This window comes from Streptomyces sp. NPDC059169 (genome assembly GCF_042755225.1).
In the GTDB taxonomy this organism is placed as follows: domain Bacteria; phylum Actinomycetota; class Actinomycetes; order Streptomycetales; family Streptomycetaceae; genus Streptomyces.
The window spans coordinates 19519-38064 of the sequence record NZ_JBHZCF010000013.1 but is presented as its reverse complement, the minus strand read 5'-3'; the positions used below and the strand labels follow the sequence as shown (position 1 = coordinate 38064).

The window sequence follows — 18546 nt, the reverse complement described above, 5'->3', positions numbered from 1 at the left end:
GTGCCGACCACATCACGCCCCAGCCACGATCAACCCAGGACACGAATTGCAAGAAAGAGCGAATAAACCCATAGAACCGGCCTTAACCAGCCAGTCACAAAGCGTTCGTGATCACGCAACACCGCTCGGCCACAGTGATGCCATGACTGACGTGACCCCTGCGCGCAACGCCCGCCGCCAGCACCACTGGCGGCGTGACCTCATCGAGCTGGCAGCCCTCTTCACCGCCGTGGCCGTCGCCGATGCCCTGGCGAACACCATCGCCCACGGCCCCGACGGGCCGTATCTACTGATCGCCTCGGCCATCGCCCTGGTCGCCACTGCCACGTTCCACACCTGGTGGGCGCGCCGCCACAGCCATGCGCCCCCGATCGCCGATACCGGCGGTCCCGGAGCCGCCCGCTCCGGGACCGCCCGTTCGTCCGGCACGCCCGGAGGGACCGTCCCGCGCGAAACGTCGTTGTGGCGGATGCGCACGACGGTACGGGACGAGCCGGGCACCCTCGCCGCGCTCTGCACGGCGCTGGCGCGCCACCACGTGGACATCCTCACCCTGCAGACGCATCCGCTCGCCGACGGGACCGTCGACGAGTTCCTGCTGCGGGCGCCCGTCGAGCTGCAGGCCCAGCAGATCACCCGGGAGGTCTCGGCGGCGGGCGGCACCAGTACCTGGATCGAACGCGCCGACGCACACGACCTCGTCGACACACCGACCCGTCTGCTCGGCCTCGCCACGCGCACCGCGCTCGACGCCGCGGAACTTCCACTCGCCCTGCGCCAGCTGCTCGGTCGATGCACGATCCGTTCGCTGCCCGCCGAATCCCTGGCCGGCCGGCCGACGGAGCCCGCCCCCGTCGAGGGAGTGCTGGACGGGAGCACGATGCGCCTGCGCGACCCCAACGACGGAACCATCATCATCGAGCGCCCCTACCTGCCGTTCACACCGACCGAGTTCGCCCGGGCCAGTGCGCTCGTCGAACTCGACGCGCGCCTCGGCCCGCGCGTCCCGCGCAGCCAGGACGTGCTCACGCTCCCCGAAGGCAACGAGATCACGGTGCGACGGGCGGACCAGAGCGACCTCCGTGCTGCCCGCGCCATGCACGACCGCTGCTCTGCGCGCACTCTGGGCCTGCGCTACCACGGCCCGGTCGGTGACGCCGACCGGTATCTGAACCACCTGCTCAGCCCTCGGTTCGGCCGCACCCTGGCCGTCCAGACGGCTTCCGGCCGGATCGTCGCCCTCGGCCATCTGCTCTGGGACGGCGACGAGACCGAGGTGGCACTCCTCGTCGAGGACCAGTGGCAGCGGCGGGGCATCGGCTCCGAGTTGCTCGGCCGCCTGGTGGCCATGGCAGCCGAGGCGGGATGCGAGAGCGTGTACGCCGTCACGCAGGCGTCCAACACGGGCATGGTCGCGGCCATGCGCGGTCTCGGCCTCCCGCTCGACTACCAGATCGAGGAGGGCACCTTGGTGATCACCGCCCGACTGGACACTACGCCGGTGCGGTCCCACCTTCCGTACGAGCTGCCGCACCCACTTCCTCACGAGCGTGCCGAGCAGCGCCGCGACGGCCGCTGAGTGCCTCGCTCAGATCGGCCCACAGGTCCTCGACGTCCTCCAGGCCGACCGACATCCGCAGCAGTCGGTCGCTGACGCCCGCGGCGTGCCGGTCCCCCTCCTCCACGATGCGGTGGCTGATGGAGGCGGGGTGCTGGATGAGGCTGTCGACGCTGCCGAGGCTCACCGCGGGCGTGATCAACCGCACCCCGGAGATCACGTCACGCGGGTCGCCGTGCACCTCGAACGCGACCATCGCACCGCCGACCGACGGGTAGTGGACCCGGGCGACGCGCGGATCGTCGGCGAGTCGAGCGGCGAGTTCGGCGGCAGTCGCCGAGGCCGCCCGGACCCGCACCGGAAGCGTGGACAGCCCCCGCAGCAGCAGGTAACCGGCCATCGGGTGCAGCACGCCGCCGGTGGCGAACCTCACCTGCCGCAGCGCCGCCGCGAACTCCTCGTCGCAGGCCACCACGCCACCCATCACGTCCCCGTGACCGCCGAGGTACTTCGTCGCACTGTGCAGCACGATCCGGGCGCCGTGCTCCACGGGTCGCTGCAGTACCGGAGTGGCGAAGGTGCTGTCGACGAGCAGCGGCACCTCGCCGCAGGAGTGGGCGAGCGCCTTGATGTCGGTCTCGGCGAGCGTCGGGTTGGCCGGCGTCTCCACCATGACGAGACCGGTGTCCGGACGGATGGCCGCAGCGACGCCCGCCGGGTCGGTCCAGGTGACCTCGGTACCGAGGAGCCCGCTCTCCAGCAGATGGTCGCTGCAGCCGTACAGTGGCCGGACCGCCACCACGTGGCGCAGCCCCATCGAGGCCCTGACCAGCAGCACCGCGGTCAGGGCCGCCATGCCGCTGGCGAAGGCGACCGCACTGTCCGTGCCTTCCAGACTGGCCAGGGCGGTCTCGAACCGGGCGGTCGTGGGGTTGTCGAGCCGGGCGTAGACGGGCGGCCCGTCGAGCCGGGCACCGGTCGCGGCGAAGGCATCGATGCGTGCGGCCTCGGCCGCCACGTCGTACGACGGGTAGGTCGTCGACAGGTCGATGGGGGCAGCGTGCAGGCCCATCTCCACGAGGTCTTCGCGGCCGGCGTGCACGGCTTCGGTGGCGAGCGCCCTGCTCATGGCGGTGTGGGCGGTCGAGGAGGCGTTGTCCATGGGCCGCACTCTGAACAATTACCGGAGAGTAGCGACAATACGCCGTGTTATGTTCGGGCCATGGCTGAATCAGTCGCACTGGACACGGTGGATCTCCACATACTGCGCGTTTTGCAGAACGACGCCCGGACGACCTACCGCGAGGTGGCCGCAGAGGTCGGCGTCGCACCCTCGACGTGCCTCGACCGGGTGGGCCGACTACGGCGCAGCGGGGTGATCCTCGGGCATCAGTTGCGACTCGATCCGGCCAAACTCGGACGGGGCCTCGAGGCGCTCCTCTCCGTCCAGGTCCGTCCCCACCGGAGGGAACTGATCGGGCCGTTCGTGGAACGCATCCGGGCCCTTCCCGAGTCACGTGCACTGTTCCACCTGACCGGTCCGGACGACTATCTGGTGCACGTGGCCGTCTGTGACGCGGCCGATCTGCAGCGACTGGTACTCGACGAGTTCACCTCACGGCGCGAAGTCGCCCGTGTGGAGACCCGACTGATCTTCCAGCACTGGGAGTGCGGGCCCCTCCTGCCGCCGACCCAGGAACCCGCCGCGCACAATCACTTGTCAGCCGACTGAGGTCCTCACCGAGAGCGACCGGTGGTGACGGAGGCCCCTGGCTCGTATCAGGATGAGCGCATGCCAGAGACACCGAGCAGCGCGCTGCCCCGCCAGGTCGCCGACGCCTACGTCGACGCACTCATCGCCCTCGATCCGATCACCGGTACGTACCTGGGAGTCCCCCAGAGCGCGCCCCGCCTCCCCGACTTCTCCCCCGCCGGCCAGGAGGCCGTGGCCGAACTCGCCCGGGCCACCCTCGCACGGCTCGACGAAGCGGAGAAGCTGCCCGGAGCCGGCTCGGACGCGGAACGGCGCTGCGGGCGCCTGCTGCGCGAGCGGCTCACGGCCGAACTGGCCGTGCACGAGGCCGAGGAGGGGCTGCGCACCGTGAGCAACATGCGCTCCCCCGTCCATTCGGTGCGTACCGTCTTCACGGTGATGCCGACCGCGTCGAAGGCCGACTGGTCGGCGGTCGCCGAGCGTCTGCGTGCCGTGCCGGCGGCGCTGGACGGCTACCGCGAGTCCCTCGCCCTCGGACTCCAGCGAGGGCTGCCCGGCGGCCCCCGCGCCACCGCGGCGTTCATCGGCCAGCTCGACCAGTGGTCGGGGGCCGAGGCGGAGGACGGACGCAGTTGGTTCGAGGAGTTCGTCGGGCCGGGACCGGACGAGCTGCGCGCGGAGCTCGACAGCGCCGCCCACACCGCCACGGAGGCCATCACGGCCCTGCGCGACTGGATGCGCGACGTCTACGCCCCGGCCGTGGCGGAGGCACAGGACACGGTCGGGCGCGAGAGGTACGCCCGCTGGGTCCGCTACTTCAACGGCACCGAGCTCGACCTCGACGAGGCATACGCGTACGGCTGGGCCGAGTACCACCGCCTGCTCAAGGAAATGAAGGCCGAGGCCGACAAGATCCTCCCCGGTGCCGGTCCCTGGGAGGCGCTGGCCCACCTGGACGAGCACGGTGCCCACATCGAAGGCGTCGAGGAAGTCCGCGTGTGGCTGCAGAAGCTGATGGACGAGGCGATCGACGCACTCGACGGTACGCACTTCGAACTCGCCGAGCGGGTCCGTGTGGTGGAGTCGCACATCGCTCCCGCAGGCAGCGCCGCCGCCCCGTACTACACCGGGCCGTCCGAGGACTTCTCCCGCCCGGGCAGGACCTGGCTGCCAACCATGGGCGAGACCCGGTTCCCGGTGTACGACCTGGTGTCCACCTGGTACCACGAGGGGGTACCGGGCCACCACCTGCAGATCGCCCAGTGGGCGCACGTCGCCGACCAGCTCTCCCGCTACCAGGCCAGCATCGGCGGTGTCAGTGCCAACGCGGAGGGCTGGGCGCTGTACGCCGAGCGGCTCATGGACGAGCTGGGCTTCCTGCCCGACCCCGAGCGCCGGCTCGGGTACCTGGACGCCCAGATGATGCGGGCCTGCAGGGTCATCGTCGACATCGGCATGCACCTGGAGCTGGAGATCCCGGCGGAGTCGCCGTTCCACCCGGGCGAGCGGTGGACCCCGGCACTCGCGCAGGAGTTCTTCGGGCGCCACAGCGGACGGCCCGCCGACTTCGTCACGAGTGAGCTGACCCGGTACCTGTCCGTGCCGGCGCAGGCGATCGGCTACAAGCTCGGCGAGCGCGCCTGGCTGCTCGGACGGGAGAAGGCGAAGGCGGCGCACGGTGATGCGTTCGACGCGAAGGCCTGGCACATGGCGGCGCTGTCACAGGGACCGCTGGGGCTGGACGACCTGGTCGACGAGCTGTCGAAGCTGTGATGCCGGGGGCCCGAGGTGAGCCTCCGGCCAGACGGACCGCCGGGCGGTCGGTCCGTACGCCCCGGACCGGGGAGCGGGGGGAACAGCGGCACGGGACCGGACGGTTGCCCCGCTGCGGCCTCGACGTCCCGGGTGCTCTGCACACTGCCGAAACGGTGGCCCGCGTGCCGGCGCACGCGGGCCCCGCCCTCGCGCCGTCGCGCCGTCCTCACGGTCGGGGTACCTGCCGGTCGGGGTCAGCAGCCGCACTCCCCCGCACCGACCGGAGTGGTCAGGGCATCCGGTGCGCGCTGCTCGCGGCCATCGCCGGTGTCGTACGCGAAGCCCTCACGCACCCAGTACTCAAAGCCGCCGAGCATCTCCTTGACCTGGTAGCCGAGTCGGGCGAGGGCGAGGGCCGCCCGTGCGCCGCCGTTGCAGCCCGGCCCCCAGCAGTAGGTGACGACCGGCACGGACCGGTCGAGCAACCGCTCCGCCCGTTCGGGGATGAGGGACGTGGGCAGGTGGAGCGCGCCGGGGACGTGCCCCTGGTCCCAGGAATCCGTGGAACGGGAGTCGACCACGATGAAGCCGGGGTCGCCCCCGGCGGCGAGCGAGGCGGCGACGTCGGAGACGTCCGTACGGAAGGCCAGACTCGCGGAGAAGTGATCTGCGGCCACGGCCGGGGCAGCCGGTGGAACGGTGAGGACCGGGTTGGTGGCGATGCGGGGAACTGTCATGACCAGGAATCTACGGTCGCCGATCGCCCCGATGAAGGAATATCTCCCGGCATACCTCTTGTTCCACCGTGGAATTCCCTGCTAAGCCTCCAGCATGACGGGATATTCACCGGACGCCACAGACTGGCGCATCCTGGAGGCCCTCCAGCGTCAGGGCCGGGCCAGTTTCACCGAGTTGGCGCGGACCGTCGCCATGTCTCCCAGTGCCGTGACCGAGCGGGTCCGCAGGTTGGAGGAGGCAGGCGTGATCTCCGGCTACACCGCGGTCGTCGAACCGGAGCGCCTCGGGCTACCGATCCTCGCGTTCGTCCGCCTGCGCTATCCGAACGGGAACTACAAGCCCTTCCACGACCTCCTGGATGCGACGCCGGAGATCCTCGAGGCACACCACGTGACGGGCGACGACTGTTTCGTGCTGAAGGTCGCCGCACGCTCGATGAGCCACCTCGAGGAGGTCTCTGGCAAGATCGGCACGCTCGGGTCGGTGACGACGAGCGTCGTGTACTCCTCGCCGCTTCCCCGAAGGGCGATCGGCCGCTGACGACTCACCCACCGAGCGGTGCCGCACGCAGCCGTACCGCTGATCCGTGCCGCTCCTTGACCACTTCCAACTGGGCCGGGATGCGGCGCCGCAGATCGGCGACATGGCTCACGATGCCCACGCTCCGGTCGCGTTCCCGCAGTGCGTCGAGCACGTCGAGCACCTCGTCCAGTGTCTGGTCGTCGAGGCTGCCGAAACCCTCGTCGATGAAGAGGGTGTCCAGCCGCACGCCACCCGCCTCCTCGGTGACCACGTCGGCGAGGCCGAGGGCGAGGGCCAGCGAGGCGAAGAAGGTCTCACCGCCCGAGAGCGTCGCCGTGTCCCGCTCCCGTCCCGTCCAGGCGTCGACGACGTGGAGGCCGAGCCCGGAACGCTTGCCACCGGCCCGGGCGTCCGAGTGGACCAGGGTGTAACGGCCGGACGACATCCGCTGCAGCCGCGCGGTCGCTGCGGCGGCGACCTGTTCGAGGCGGGCGGCGAGGACGTACGACTCGAGGCGCATCCTGCGGTCGTTCTCGGACGAGGTGCCGGCGGTGAGCCCGGCGAGCCGTGCCACCCGGTCGTATGCGTCCCTGAGGGGGCCGAGCCGGCGTGCTTCCGCAAGGGCCTGCCGGGAGAGACGGCCGAGCTGGGCGCACCGGTCGTGTGCGGCGGCGAGCCCGGCCGTGGCATCGCGAAGCGTGCGCTCGGCGGCGTCGTGGGCGTGCTCCGCTGTGGCGGGGTCGGCGGGCGCCTGCCCGGCGGCCGCCCGGGTGTCCGGCTCGGCCAGCCGGTCGGCAACCGCGGCCGCCTCCGCCTGCCAGGCGTCGATCTCGTGCCGCAGAGCGCTCTGCTCGGCCTCGCTCAGGAGCGCGGCAGCCGCCGCGGAAGGGGTGTCGAACCCAGCCCGGGACACCGCGTCCGCGAGCCGGCCGTCTGCTTCCTTGAGCCGCTCGGCTGTCGATTCGGCGGTCCGCACCGCCTCGGCGGCCGCGGCGAGCAGTTCGATGCGGCGCTCCAGCACGATCGCGCGCTCGCCGACACTGCCCGCGTCACCGACGACGCGCGCCACCTCCGCCTCCAGCAGGGCCTGCTCCCGGTCGAGCGCCTCCCGATGCGACGTTCGTGCCGCCACGCGCCGCTCGGCCTCCTGCCGTGCGGCGATCCGTTCCTCGTGCTCGCGTTCGGCCTGCTGCAGCTCCTCGCGCGCGGCGTGCATACCCGACGCCCGGGCATGGGCCTGCGCGTGCTCCTGCTCCAACCGGGCGACGGCAGCGGCCAGGTCCCGGGCGTCCGGATCGTCGGCGCCGAGGGAGAACGACCGGGGCCCGCCGAGCTGCTGCGACAGTCCCGTTCCGTGCGGCAGCGCGTCGTCCGGAGGGCTTGCCTGGCCCGGGACGGACGGGCCCCGCAGCACGCCGTCACCTTCGGCGCCGCCGGTCGCTGTGGCCGTCGAACTGCTGCCCGCGACGGGCGCTGCGGCGGGCGCGGCTGGTGCAGCGCCACCGAGGTCGGCCGGGGTGCGCAGGGTCGGCGCCGTGCCCCGGGGGGCCTGCTGCTGTGCGCCGTCGGCGAGCAGCAGTGCCTCGGACACCCGCGTCGCCGGCTCCTCCTTCGCGGCCCGGCGGGCCGCGGTGAACGCCTCGTGGACGACGGCCAGTTCGCGCTCGGCGTCGGCACGTACCGCGTCCGCCAGGGTGTACGCCTCGTACGCCGCGTCCTCCCGCGCGCGGTCCACGTGGGAGTCGTCCGCCTCCGCGGGCGAGGGGTGCTCGACGGAACCGCACACGGCGCAGGGCTCGCCCGGCAGCAGACCGGCCGCCAGCTCCGCGGCGATGCCGCGCAGGCGGCGCTCCTTGAGGTCGAGCCAGTCGTCGCGGGCGCTACCGGCGCGGTCGCGGGCGCGACGCAACTCGTCCTCGGTGGTTGCGGCGCGGTCCACGAGGCGGTCCCGTTCCGCGGCGGCGTCGGCCCGCCGGCGGGCGGGAGGCAGGCGCCCCGCGAGGTTCTCGGCGCGGGTGGCGGCGTCCTGGGCGGCGTCGATGCGGTCCTTGAGTGCGCGACGCAGAGCCTCCCAGCCGGCCAGCCAGCCCTCCGTGTCCCGGAGGATCACGTCGTCCTCGCGCCCCTGGCGGTCCACGTCGGCTCGCTCGCCCGCCAGCTCGGCGCAGCGGCGCTCGGCCCGGCGGGCCGCGTCGAGACCGCCGAGGTCCGTGCGGAGCCCGCGCTCCAAGGCTGCGAGCTGCTCGGCGCCCGCCTCGGCGAGCGCCGCCGGTAGGTCCGCCCGCAGTTCCCCGCAGAGGGCGACCGCTGCCCGGTGCTCGCGGTCGGCGTCCTCGTGGAACCGCAGTGCGGGACCCACCAGTTCCGCCTGGCGCGCCCGGTCCAACAGGTCCTGCGCCCGGTCACGCTCCGGGCGCCGAGTCTCCGACTCCTCGGCGCGGCGCCGTGCGTCGGCGTACCGGTGCTGAAGCGCGGCCCGTTCCCGCTGGAGGTCGAGGGCGTGTCCGGCAGCTTCACGACGGCCCTCGGCGGCGGAGGCCGCGCTGTCGGCGACGTCCAGGAACTCCCGGGCCCCCGTCCGCACCACGGCCGCCCATTCCAGGACGGCGTCGGTGAGCCCCGGCTCCCCCGGCCGGCCGTCCGGGGCCGGGTGTTCCTCCGCCACCGGCCCGGCGGCCTGGACCATCCGGTGGACGACGGCCAACAGCCGCTCGTCCCCCTCCCGTACCTGCTGCTCCGCGGCACGCCGCAGCTCCCCGAGCCGCTCCTCGACGGCCGCGAAGCGGCGGGTGTCGAAGAGGCGGCCGAGCAGCTTGGCGCGCGCCTCGGCGTCCGCCCGCAGGAACCGCGCGAAGTCGCCCTGCGGCAGCAGCACGACCTGGCAGAACTGGTCGCGACTCATGCCGACCAGCTCGGTGATCTCCTCGCCGATCTCCTGGTGGGAGCGGCTCAGCGCCTGCCACTCGCGGTGTACGGGGTCGAACTCCCGCAGCCAACTCTGCGCCTTCTCGGTGGTGAAGCCCTTGCCCTTCTTCTTGGGCCGCGGCTGGGCCGGTCGGCGGGTGATCTCCAATCGCCGCCCGCTCACGGTGAGTTCCAGGCTGACCTCGGTGAACGTACTGGTCGCGGCGTGGTCGCTGCGCAGGGATGCGGCCGGACTCTGGCGAGCCCCCGGCACGGCCCCGTACAGGGCGAAGCACACCGCGTCGAGGACGGAGGTCTTGCCCGCGCCGGTCGGGCCGTGCAGCAGGAACAGCCCGCCGGCCGAGAGCGCGTCGAAGTCGACGTCCTGCCGCCCGCCGAAGGGCCCGAAGGCCGTCACGGCCAGCCGGTGCAGCCTCATCCGGTCACCTCGTGCACCGCCGCCGCCACACGTACGTCGTCGAAGGCGCCGCGCAGCACCTCACGCTCCCGTTCGTCAGGTCCGGCACCGCCGCGCACGTGCGCCACGAAGTCCTCCGCGATCTGGTGGTCATCCCGGTCGCGGAGCCGCGCGGCGTACGAGGCGAGGACGTCTCCCTCGGTCCGTTCCGGCGCGAAGACCAGGCTCAGGGTGTGCGGGAAGCGTTCGGTGAGTCGCGCCATCGGATCGGCGGGGCGCACCGGATCGGTGAGCGTCGCCTCCGCCCACGACTGCTCGTGCCGCTGCAGCGACGGTTCCGCCAGCAGCTCTTCGAGCGTGCCCCGGATCCGGGCGAGCGGTCGCGGCACCGGACAGTCGATCCTCTCGGCCGCGACCTCGCCGCCCGGACCGAGGTCGACGAGCCACGTGCTCTTGCGGTGGCCGGACTCGGAGAAGGAGTAGGCCAGCGGCGAACCGGAGTAGCGCACCCGGTCCGTGATGGTCTGACAGCCGTGGAGGTGCCCGAGCGCCACGTAGTCGACGCCGTCGAAGGTCCTGGCGGGGACGGCGGCGATCCCGCCGACGGTGATGTCCCGTTCGCTGTCGCTCGGCTCGCCCCCCGCCACGAAGGCGTGCGCGAGGACGACGGAGCGGGTGCCCGGTGCGCGCTCCGCGAGGTCGGCCCGCACCCGCTCCATCGCGGCACCGAGCACGGCCGCGTGGCGGGCCTTCTCCACCCGGAACCGGTCCCGCACCAGGGCCGGCTCCAGATACGGCAGCCCGTAGAACGCGACGTCACCGTGCTCGTCGGCGAGCACCACCGGTGTCCCGCAGCCGGCGGGGTCGGTCCGCAGGTGGATCCCCGCCCGCTCGATGAGTCCGGCGCCGACACCGAGGCGGCGCGCCGAGTCGTGATTGCCGGAGATCAACACCGTCGGGACGCCCGCGTCGGCGAGGCGGTGCAGCACGTCGTCGAAGAGTTCCACGGCGGCCAGCGGCGGGATGGCCCGGTCGTAGACGTCTCCCGCGACCAGCAACGCGTCCACGTCGCGCTCACGCGCCGTCGCCACCAGGTGGTCAAGGAAGGCCGCCTGGGCGTCGAGGAGGCTCACCCGGTGGAACGAACGCCCCAGGTGCCAGTCCGACGTGTGCAGGAATCTCATGATCCCCGAGACTATCGGTGGGGTCTGACATCACGCACAGGCACAGAAATTTGCCCCGACAAGCCCGAATCATCCGTTCTCCGAGCGGTCCTTGCCGGACCCACTCGGGCGGCCTCAGACGTCCCCGTACGCTTCTCCGCCCAGCTCCACCAGCGCCGTTCCCGCGGTCGCGTCCGCGAGCCACGCCCGGAACGCACCGACCTCCGCGTCGGGGAGCCCGACGTCGATCGTCACGGCCTCGCCGTACCGCACGCCGCGTACCGTCCGACCGGTCGCGCGCAGATCGTTCTCCAACTTGCCCGCCCGCTGGTGGTCGACGGTCACGGTGGCCAGCCTGAACCGCTGCCGGGTGAGGGTTCCGACGGCGTCCAGCGCCTCGCCGACCGCTCCCCCGTAGGCCCTGATCAGCCCGCCGGCACCAAGCTTGACCCCGCCGTAGTAGCGGGTGACCACGGCCACGGCGTAACGGACGTCCCGTCGCAGCAGCATCTGGAGCATCGGCACACCGGCCGTGCCACCGGGCTCCCCGTCGTCGCTCGCCTTCTGCACCGCGGCGTCCGCCCCGATGACGTAGGCGAAGCAGTTGTGCGTGGCGGTCGGGTGCTCCTTGCGGACGCGGGCGACGAACTCCTGGGCCTCCTGCTCGGTCGCTGCGGGGGCGAGCGCGCAGATGAAGCGCGACCGATTGACCTCGGTCTCGTGCACGCCCTGTCGGGCCACCGTCCGGTACTGCTCCTGCATCCCGCCAGCCTATGCCGCGGCGAGGGCGGCCGGCACACGGGAATGGCCCGCGGCCGGAGGTCGTTCCCCCCATCGCGAACATCCGGCCACCGGGAGGTACAGCGTGCACAGCGAGACAGACACCGTCCGCAAGATCCTCAACGAACTCGGCGATACATGGGCGATCGTCGGTCTCTCCTCGAACGAACGGCGTGCCGCCTACGGAGTGGCGAAGGTGCTGCAGCGATACGGCAAGCGCATCGTACCGGTGCACCCGAAGGCCGAGGAGGTACACGGGGAACGGGGCTACCCCTCCCTCGACGCCGTGCCCTTCGACGTCGACGTGGTGGACGTCTTCGTCAACAGCGAACACGCGGGCGCGATCGCCGACGAGGCCGTGGCCAAGGGCGCCAAGGCCGTGTGGTTCCAACTCGGCGTCATCGACGAAGCCGCGTACGAGCGGACCCGCGCGGCAGGACTGGACATGGTCATGGACCGCTGCCCGGCGATCGAGATCCCCCTGCTCGACTGACGGCGACGGCGGTGCGTACGTCACGTGGACGATGTCCGGGCTGGGGCGAGAGACGGCACCGCGGCCCGCGCGGCGCCGCCCCGGTGCCCGGCCAAGGGGATGACGGGTAGGGAAGCGTTCCGGTTCAGAGGGTGGCGAGCCCTTGGCGTACGACCGCGCCCGGTAGCCCGGCGAAGACCTTGCCCGGCACGATCAGCTTGCCGCGCCGTCGGCCGCTGCCGATGAGGACCCATTCGGTGTCCACCACGGCGGTGTCCACGAGCAGCGGCCAGCCCGCGGGGAGTCCGATCGGGGTGATGCCGCCGTATTCCATGCCGGTCTCGCCGGTGGCCGTCTCCATCGAGGCGAACGAGGCCTTGCGGGCTCCGAGTTCCTTGCGCACGGCGCCGTTGACGTCGACCCGGGTCCGGGACAGGACGAGGCAGCCGGCGAGGGTCATCTCCCCGCCGCGCTTCCCGGCCACGACGACGCAGTTGGCCGATTGGTCGAGCAGTTCGACCCCGTAGTGCTCGACGAAGACGGCGGTGTCGGCGATCTCCGGGTCGGTGTCGACGTAGAGCAACTCCCGGGCGGGGACGTCCCCGCTCCAGGCGCGCACCGCCTCCGCGACGGGTGTCGTCAGCAGATCGAGGCATTCCGGGGCGGGCCTCGCGTCGTCGAATCGTCCGATGGGAGCGCGCATGTCGCCACGCTAGCAGCGGCAGACCGCGGCGGGCGGGGTGGGCGTGCGCCGTCAGCGAGGAGCTGACGGGACGGAGACCGCCATGGTCGCGCGGACCGTCTCGGTCCCCGCGTTGCGGTAGACGTGCGGAACGTTGGCCTCGTAGCTCGCCGAGGTCCCCGCCGGTACCGCGTACTCCTCCCCGTCCACGACGAGGGTGAGTTCGCCCTCGGTGACGTGGAGGAGTTCGGTGGTGCCGTCGGGGTGCGGGTCCGAGGCGCTTTCCTCCCCCGGCATCAGCGTCCAGGCCCAGAGCTCGAAGGGGCCGCGGGCATCGGCGTCCACCAGGAGCGTGGTGGAGCTGCCGCCCGGCGTCGACCACATGCGGACCGCCTGCTGCGGGGGTACGAGCCGGACCTCCGCCCCCTGCTCGTAGTCGAGGAGCGTGGTGATGCTCACGCCGAGCGCGTCGGCGAGCTTCACCGTCGTCCCGACGCTCGGGTTGGTCCGGGCCTGCTCGATCTGGATGATCATGCCTCGACTCACCCCGGAGCGGGCAGCGAGTGCGTCGAGCGTGAAGCCCCGCTCGCTGCGCCAACGCTTGAGGTTACGGGCGAGCGACTGCGTGAGCTGGTCGAGGTCCGACACATTCCGTCCAATATTTTTGATGACATAGTTCAATCTATTGAACTACGGTGAGGTGCACCCGATCGTTCACCAAACTGTACTGCGAGGCCCTCCATGACCGTGCTGTTCGCCCTGTCCACCAGCTTGCTCTGGGGGCTGGCCGACTTCGGCGGCGGACTGCTCACCCGACGCATGCCCGCGCTGACGGTCGTGGTGGTCTCGCAGACGATCGCGGTGGCCGTGCTCGGTGCGATCGTGGTCGCGACCGGTGCCCTGGCGGAGGCAGGCCCCCGGCTCTGGTACGCGGTGGCTGCCGGCGTCGTCGGCCCCGTGGCGATGCTGAGCTTCTACAAGGCGCTCGCCCTCGGTCCGATGGGGGTGGTTTCTCCGCTCGGCTCGCTGGGCGTGGTCGTGCCCGTCTCCGTCGGACTGGTCGTCGGCGAGCGGCCGGGGGTGCTGCAGTTCGCCGGGATCGGCGTGGCCGTGGTCGGCGTGCTGCTCGCGGGCGGGCCCGAGCTGCGCGGAGCGCCCGTGCAGCGGCAGGCGATCCTGCTCACCCTGCTGGCGGCGCTCGGGTTCGGTTCCGTGATGGCACTGATCGCCGAGTCCGCGACCACGGTCACCGGCCTCTTCCTGGCCCTGTTCGTCCAGCGCGTCACGAACGTGGTCGTGGGCGGCGGAGCGCTGTACGTCTCGGTCAGGCGGGGCGGACGAGCGCTACCGGAGGACGGCGGGCTGCGGGTCGTCCGGAGCTCCCTCCCGGCCCTCGCCTTCGTGGGACTGGCCGACGTCGCCGCCAACGGGACGTACGCCATCGCGGCGCAGTACGGTCCGGTGACGGTCGCGGCAGTGCTGGCCTCGCTCTACCCCGTGGTGACGGCGCTGGCCGCGCGCGGCGTCCTCAAGGAGCGGCTGCGCAGCGTCCAGGCCGCGGGCGCCGGCCTCGCCCTCGTCGGCACCGTGTTGCTGGCCAGCGGCTGATCAGCCCTCCTCGAGGTCGGCGAGCGCCACGAGTTGCTCCGGGGTGACGCCGTCCGGGATCGGCACCGGGGCGGGCGTCCGTAGCGGCGGTTGCCAGCCCTTCTCCGGATCCCAGCTGCGCACGATCCTGGCGGGGGCCCCGGCGACCACCGCGCGGTCGGGCACCTCACCGCGGACGACGGCGCCGGCCGCGACCACCACGTTGCGTCCGAGCCGCGCGCCCGGCAGGACCACGGCTCCCGTGCCCAGCCAGCAGCCGGGGCCGATCTCCACGGGCTCCGCTCGGGGCCACTGCTTGCCCACGGGGGTGTCCGGGTCGTCGTAGCTGTGGTTGGTCGACGTGATGTAGACGTACGGACCGCAGTAGGTGTCCGACCCGATGGTCACCGACGTGTCGGCGATGACGTGACTGCCGCGTCCGAGCACGACCCCGTCGCCGAGCGTGAGGATCGGGTCGGGACCGAGGTCGAGGTCCGGCATCATGCCCGCGGTCAGCGTCACCTGCTCGCCGATGATGCAGTGGTCCCCGAGCTCGATCCAGGCCTCACCGAACACGGTTCCCTGGGGAAACGCGAGCCGCGTTCCCGTGCCGATCCGGCGGAAGCGCAGGGGCCCGGGCTGCTGCGCCGTGACGGCGCCCGCGTCCTGCACCCAGCGCCAGCCCCGGTGCACGGCACGGGCGAGGACCCGGCGCCGCCAGGCGGTCAGGGAGGAGAACGTGTTTCGGTTCTTCGGCACTCGCACACGGTAGTCGGCCGGGTCACCGACGATCCGACCGGGCAGCTGTGACGTTCGCCCCACGGCTGCCACGGACGGGGGCCAAAGGCCCAACGCGCTCCGCCCGAAGCCCCCCTGACGGGACCACAGCCAGGGCGGGTGACCCCGCGGGCGCGTGGCCTCGGGCCTCTCACACCCCGGATCGCGGGAGCGTGGAATGGCGGGTCGACGCGCGCCCGGGTGAGTCTCGGGCGCGAGGGACTTCGCGACCCGTGGCGACGGGGAAGGGAGAAGGGTGCCCGAAGCCACCGAGCCACTGCGCGACCTCGTACGGCGCCACCGGGAACCGGCCGTCGTGCAGACCGTGCGTTCCACCGCCGCCGCAGTCATCTCGTACGTGGTCGCCCTCCAACTCAGCGACGAGCCGGCACCCCTCACCGCACCGCTGACCGCGCTGCTCGTAGTCCAGGTCACGCTGTACTCGACCCTCACCACGGGCATCCGACGGGTGAACTCGGTGGTGGCGGGCGTACTCATCGCGATCGGCTTCAGCGCCCTGGTGGGGCTGAGCTGGTGGAGCCTGGGCCTGGTCATCCTGGCGTCGCTGGTGATCGGCAGGTTCGTGAAGGTGGGCGAGTTCGTGCCCGAGGTGGCGATCAGCGCCATGCTCGTGCTCGGCGTGACCCAGGTGACACAGACCGCCTGGGACCGCGTCCTGGAGACCCTGATCGGCGCCGTCGTCGGCCTGATGTTCAACGTTCTCTTCGTACCGCCCGTATGGGTGAGCGATGCCAGCGCGGCGATCACGGACTTGTCCCGCCGGATGCAGTACCTGCTGTCGCACATCGCCGACGAGCTCGGGGAACACACCCCGGTGGCGCGGGCCGCGGCACGGCTCCACGAGGCCCGGCGCCTCGACCACGACGTCGTACAGGTGGACGCCGCACTGCGGCAGGCCGAGGACAGCCTGCGGCTGAACCCGCGGGTCAAGGAACCTCTGTTGTCACGGCTCGTTCTGCGGACCGGGCTGGACGCCCTGGAGATCTCGGCGGTCATCCTCCGGGTGTCCTGCCGCACGCTGACCGACCTCGCCAAGACACGGACGTCAGGGACGCTCTTCCCACCGCACGTGACCCCGGCGTTGCAGGAGCTCTTCGCCCACCTGTCGGCGGCGATCGGCGCCTTTGCCGTACTGATCACCACGGAAGCGAGCACGAATGCCGACGAGGCGGAGTCCCGCCTCGCGGCGGAGCTCACCGCGGGCCGGGAGTGCCGCGACCGGGTGGCCCGGCTCCTGCTCGACGGCATCCGCGACGACCAGGAGCACTGGCAGCTCCACGGGGCGCTGCTGGCCGAGGCCGACCGCATCCTCGACGAGCTCGACATCGAGAAGCGGTCCGAACGACTGATCGAGGAGCTGGACCGTCACTCCCGCGAGATGCGGGCAGGGCACAAATGGCTCGTCGACCTGAAGCGCCGCGTCCGGCACAGCATGCGGAGCGGCGGGGAAGGGGCATGAGAGCTGGGGGGAGGTGCGCGAAGCGGACGCGCCGGGGCGGCCGCACCGGCTCTGCGCAGGTGCGGCCGCCCGGGGTGCGGGCCGGGCCCGCGCTGGGACTTACCGTCCGGACTTCTTCATCCGTTCGGCCGCGTCCTCCGCCGCCTCGTGCGTCTTGCCCATCATCTGCTCACCGCGGCCCTCGGCCTGCATGCCCTGGTCGCCCATGGCCCTGCCGGCGGATTCCTTCATCTTGCCCTTGACCTGCTTGGCCTTGGCCTTTGCCTTGCCCATGACGGTCGTCCCTTTCGGTGTGGGGTGGACTGGCGTATCCACCTTGCGACGACCACTCAGCGTCCGCAATCGGTGACGGTGGGTGCGAGGTCAGTCGAGTGGCTCGGGCAGCGGACGGGATCCCGGCTCGGGGTCGGGCAGCGGCGCGGGCTCCGGAACCGGCCCCTGCGGCTGGGGGTCGCGCGGTACGGGGCGGGGACCGGCGGGCACGGGCGCGGGCCCGTCAGGGGGAGGTTCCTTGGGGTGGCCATGGCGACAGCCTTTCCCGGACCGGCGTGCACGGCCCCTCCAGGGCTACGACTCCCCCCTCGCCAGCACGCCGTTCAGCCCCCGAGCGCCGCCTGGTGTCCCTTCGCCAGCTCCAGGTACATGAGGGCGTTGAGCTTGACGCCTTCGCGTTCCTCGTCAGTCAGCTCCCGCTTGACCTTGGCCGGGACGCCCGCGACCAGGGAGCCGGGCGGCACGCGCATCCCCTGGGGCACGAGGGCCTGCGCCGCGATGAGGGAACCCGCACCGATGTGGGCGCCGTTGAGGACGGTCGCGCCCATGCCCACGAGCACGTCGTCCTCGACGGTGCAGCCGTGGAGGACGGCGTTGTGACCGACGGAAACGCGCTCGCCCACGGTCACCGGGAAACCCGGATCCACGTGCACGGTGCAGTTGTCCTGGATGTTGGTGTCAGCGCCGAGGACGATCGGGCCGCAGTCGGCGCGCAACACGGCGTGGTACCAGACGCTGGAACCCGCCGCCATGGTCACGTCGCCGATCACCACCGACGTCGGTGCGGTGAAAGCGCCGGGAGCGATCCGCGGCTCCTTGCCGCCCACCCCGGAGACCAGTGCCCGTTCGCGCTCCGCCATCGCCCTCTCCTCCATCGTCACTTCTTCGGTGCCGCACCCGTGGGCACGGTCGGCGCCGCCCCTTCACCGCCGGACGCGGGAGGGCCGTCGGCCGCCGCACTGCGCGCGGCGGCCTTCTTGGCGCGGCTCTTCAGGACCAGCATCGAGGTGAGGCCGAACAACACCGCGGCGACGAGTCCCAGCCAGGAGAAACGCTTGAGCCAGGCTTCGGCGACCACGCCGACCGAGTAGATCACGGCGGTGGTCCCGCCCGCCCAGAGGATCCCGCCGAAGACGTTGGCGGTGAGGAACTTCCAGTACGGCATGCGCAGCACACCGGCCAGGGGCCCGGCGAAGATCCGCAACAGGGCGACGAAGCGGCCGAAGAAGACGGCCCACATGCCCCATCTCTCGAAGGACCGCTCAGCCGTGGCGATGTTGGCTTCGCTGAAGTGCTTGGGGAACTTCTCACCGCACCAGGCCAGCAGCGGACGGCCGCCCTTGCGGCCGATGGCGTAGCCGATCGAGTCACCGACGATCGCTCCGGCGCTGGCACAGGCCCCGAGGACCCACGGGTTGATCTCCCCGTGCTGCGAGGCGAGGAGCGCGGAGCTGACGAGGACGATCTCGCCCGGTAGCGGGATGCCGAGACTCTCGAGTCCGATGACCACCCCCACCAGGACGTAGATGCTCACCGCAGGGACGGTTTGGAGCCACTCCTGGACGTGCAAGCCGGTTCCTCCCGTTGTCTTCGGCCCTGGCCCGGCCCGTGGTCATGGGGCGCGGCCCGTGTCATCGGGCCTGCTGCCCGGGGTGCGCCGTGCACGGCGCACCCCGGGCAGCCTACCTGCAGAAGTGGCTGTCTCCGTCGTCCGGTACGGGAC

18 protein-coding genes are annotated in these 18546 nt (G+C 72.0%); 7 read left to right on the top strand and 11 right to left on the bottom strand.

Annotated elements, in window-relative coordinates:
* The first annotated feature begins 142 nt into the window (after positions 1-142).
* Positions 143-1579 carry a GNAT family N-acetyltransferase gene (locus tag ACFXOM_RS23335; RefSeq protein WP_385039087.1) on the top strand — a complete coding sequence of 479 codons (1437 nt, stop codon included), beginning with the start codon at positions 143-145 and terminating at the stop codon, positions 1577-1579.
* Here ACFXOM_RS23335 and ACFXOM_RS23330 read toward each other — a convergent pair.
* The gene (locus ACFXOM_RS23330; protein WP_384942867.1) at positions 1494-2720 is read right to left on the bottom strand and encodes a trans-sulfuration enzyme family protein; all 1227 of its coding nucleotides are present in this window, start codon (positions 2718-2720) and stop codon (positions 1494-1496) included. The two genes, ACFXOM_RS23335 and ACFXOM_RS23330, sit on opposite strands and share 86 nt — an antisense overlap.
* A 60-nt stretch (positions 2721-2780) precedes the next feature.
* On the opposite strand from ACFXOM_RS23330, the gene ACFXOM_RS23325 reads away from it, so the two are divergent.
* Positions 2781-3290, top strand: a complete 510-nt coding sequence (locus ACFXOM_RS23325; RefSeq protein WP_384942869.1) for an Lrp/AsnC family transcriptional regulator — start codon at positions 2781-2783, stop codon at positions 3288-3290.
* 60 nt (positions 3291-3350) lie between these two features.
* Entirely contained in the window at positions 3351-5045 is a 1695-nt protein-coding gene (locus ACFXOM_RS23320; protein ID WP_384942870.1) for a DUF885 domain-containing protein, read from the top strand.
* 236 nt (positions 5046-5281) lie between these two features.
* Here ACFXOM_RS23320 and ACFXOM_RS23315 read toward each other — a convergent pair whose 3' ends face one another.
* Positions 5282-5770, bottom strand: coding sequence for a rhodanese-like domain-containing protein (locus tag ACFXOM_RS23315; protein WP_384942897.1), 489 nt, complete (start codon positions 5768-5770; stop codon positions 5282-5284).
* 88 nt (positions 5771-5858) lie between these two features.
* On the opposite strand from ACFXOM_RS23315, the gene ACFXOM_RS23310 reads away from it, so the two are divergent.
* A complete protein-coding gene (locus tag ACFXOM_RS23310) occupies positions 5859-6305 on the top strand; it encodes an Lrp/AsnC family transcriptional regulator (protein WP_384942872.1) in 447 nt (148 codons plus the stop codon).
* 4 nt (positions 6306-6309) lie between these two features.
* Here the strand turns inward: ACFXOM_RS23310 and ACFXOM_RS23305 are convergent, their stop codons facing one another.
* From ACFXOM_RS23305 to ACFXOM_RS23295, 3 genes are all read right to left on the bottom strand, one after another.
* Positions 6310-9630, bottom strand: coding sequence for an AAA family ATPase (locus ACFXOM_RS23305; RefSeq protein ID WP_384942874.1), 3321 nt, complete (start codon positions 9628-9630; stop codon positions 6310-6312).
* Positions 9627-10793: an exonuclease SbcCD subunit D gene (locus tag ACFXOM_RS23300; protein WP_385039083.1), complete on the bottom strand. Its 1167-nt coding sequence runs from the start codon at positions 10791-10793 to the stop codon at positions 9627-9629. Before ACFXOM_RS23300 ends, ACFXOM_RS23305 begins: the two co-directional genes overlap by 4 nt.
* Before the next feature lie 114 nt (positions 10794-10907).
* Complete coding sequence (locus ACFXOM_RS23295; RefSeq protein ID WP_384942878.1) at positions 10908-11534, bottom strand: YigZ family protein; 627 nt, start codon at positions 11532-11534, stop codon at positions 10908-10910.
* Between the two features lie 103 nt (positions 11535-11637).
* On the opposite strand from ACFXOM_RS23295, the gene ACFXOM_RS23290 reads away from it, so the two are divergent.
* The gene (locus ACFXOM_RS23290) at positions 11638-12045 is read left to right on the top strand and encodes a CoA-binding protein (RefSeq protein ID WP_384948973.1); all 408 of its coding nucleotides are present in this window, start codon (positions 11638-11640) and stop codon (positions 12043-12045) included.
* A gap of 124 nt (positions 12046-12169) precedes the next feature.
* Here ACFXOM_RS23290 and ACFXOM_RS23285 read toward each other — a convergent pair whose 3' ends face one another.
* Positions 12170-12727, bottom strand: coding sequence for a YbaK/EbsC family protein (locus ACFXOM_RS23285; RefSeq protein ID WP_384942882.1), 558 nt, complete (start codon positions 12725-12727; stop codon positions 12170-12172).
* A 51-nt stretch (positions 12728-12778) separates the two neighbouring features.
* The gene (locus tag ACFXOM_RS23280) at positions 12779-13354 is read right to left on the bottom strand and encodes a helix-turn-helix domain-containing protein (RefSeq protein WP_384942883.1); all 576 of its coding nucleotides are present in this window, start codon (positions 13352-13354) and stop codon (positions 12779-12781) included.
* 93 nt (positions 13355-13447) lie between these two features.
* On the opposite strand from ACFXOM_RS23280, the gene ACFXOM_RS23275 reads away from it, so the two are divergent.
* The gene (locus ACFXOM_RS23275; RefSeq protein WP_384942885.1) at positions 13448-14314 is read left to right on the top strand and encodes an EamA family transporter; all 867 of its coding nucleotides are present in this window, start codon (positions 13448-13450) and stop codon (positions 14312-14314) included.
* Here the strand turns inward: ACFXOM_RS23275 and ACFXOM_RS23270 are convergent, their stop codons facing one another.
* Positions 14315-15052 carry an acyltransferase gene (locus ACFXOM_RS23270; RefSeq protein ID WP_385039080.1) on the bottom strand — a complete coding sequence of 246 codons (738 nt, stop codon included), beginning with the start codon at positions 15050-15052 and terminating at the stop codon, positions 14315-14317.
* 274 nt (positions 15053-15326) lie between these two features.
* Between ACFXOM_RS23270 and ACFXOM_RS23265 the strand changes: the two genes are divergently transcribed.
* Positions 15327-16550, top strand: coding sequence for an FUSC family protein (locus tag ACFXOM_RS23265; protein WP_384942889.1), 1224 nt, complete (start codon positions 15327-15329; stop codon positions 16548-16550).
* Between the two features lie 99 nt (positions 16551-16649).
* On the opposite strand, the gene ACFXOM_RS23260 is transcribed toward ACFXOM_RS23265, so the two are convergent.
* The 3 genes from ACFXOM_RS23260 to ACFXOM_RS23250 all read right to left on the bottom strand — a co-directional run bounded on the left by ACFXOM_RS23260 (position 16650) and on the right by ACFXOM_RS23250 (position 18393).
* The gene (locus tag ACFXOM_RS23260) at positions 16650-16823 is read right to left on the bottom strand and encodes a CsbD family protein (RefSeq protein WP_384942891.1); all 174 of its coding nucleotides are present in this window, start codon (positions 16821-16823) and stop codon (positions 16650-16652) included.
* 323 nt (positions 16824-17146) lie between these two features.
* The gene (locus ACFXOM_RS23255) at positions 17147-17683 is read right to left on the bottom strand and encodes a gamma carbonic anhydrase family protein (RefSeq protein ID WP_384942893.1); all 537 of its coding nucleotides are present in this window, start codon (positions 17681-17683) and stop codon (positions 17147-17149) included.
* A gap of 17 nt (positions 17684-17700) precedes the next feature.
* Complete coding sequence (locus tag ACFXOM_RS23250) at positions 17701-18393, bottom strand: DedA family protein (RefSeq protein WP_384942895.1); 693 nt, start codon at positions 18391-18393, stop codon at positions 17701-17703.
* Positions 18394-18546: the final 153 nt, after the last annotated feature.

Excerpts from the sequence above, each read along its gene's own strand:
- ACFXOM_RS23335 (WP_385039087.1), top strand. The coding sequence starts at position 143 with ATGACTGACGTGACCCCTGCGCGCAACGCCCGCCGCCAGCACCACTGG.
- ACFXOM_RS23330 (WP_384942867.1), bottom strand. The coding sequence starts at position 2,720 with ATGGACAACGCCTCCTCGACCGCCCACACCGCCATGAGCAGGGCGCTC.
- ACFXOM_RS23325 (WP_384942869.1), top strand. The coding sequence starts at position 2,781 with ATGGCTGAATCAGTCGCACTGGACACGGTGGATCTCCACATACTGCGC.
- ACFXOM_RS23320 (WP_384942870.1), top strand. The coding sequence starts at position 3,351 with ATGCCAGAGACACCGAGCAGCGCGCTGCCCCGCCAGGTCGCCGACGCC.
- ACFXOM_RS23310 (WP_384942872.1), top strand. The coding sequence starts at position 5,859 with ATGACGGGATATTCACCGGACGCCACAGACTGGCGCATCCTGGAGGCC.
- ACFXOM_RS23305 (WP_384942874.1), bottom strand. The coding sequence starts at position 9,630 with ATGAGGCTGCACCGGCTGGCCGTGACGGCCTTCGGGCCCTTCGGCGGG.
- ACFXOM_RS23300 (WP_385039083.1), bottom strand. The coding sequence starts at position 10,793 with ATGAGATTCCTGCACACGTCGGACTGGCACCTGGGGCGTTCGTTCCAC.
- ACFXOM_RS23295 (WP_384942878.1), bottom strand. The coding sequence starts at position 11,534 with ATGCAGGAGCAGTACCGGACGGTGGCCCGACAGGGCGTGCACGAGACC.
- ACFXOM_RS23285 (WP_384942882.1), bottom strand. The coding sequence starts at position 12,727 with ATGCGCGCTCCCATCGGACGATTCGACGACGCGAGGCCCGCCCCGGAA.
- ACFXOM_RS23275 (WP_384942885.1), top strand. The coding sequence starts at position 13,448 with ATGACCGTGCTGTTCGCCCTGTCCACCAGCTTGCTCTGGGGGCTGGCC.
- ACFXOM_RS23260 (WP_384942891.1), bottom strand. The coding sequence starts at position 16,823 with ATGGGCAAGGCAAAGGCCAAGGCCAAGCAGGTCAAGGGCAAGATGAAG.
- ACFXOM_RS23255 (WP_384942893.1), bottom strand. The coding sequence starts at position 17,683 with ATGGCGGAGCGCGAACGGGCACTGGTCTCCGGGGTGGGCGGCAAGGAG.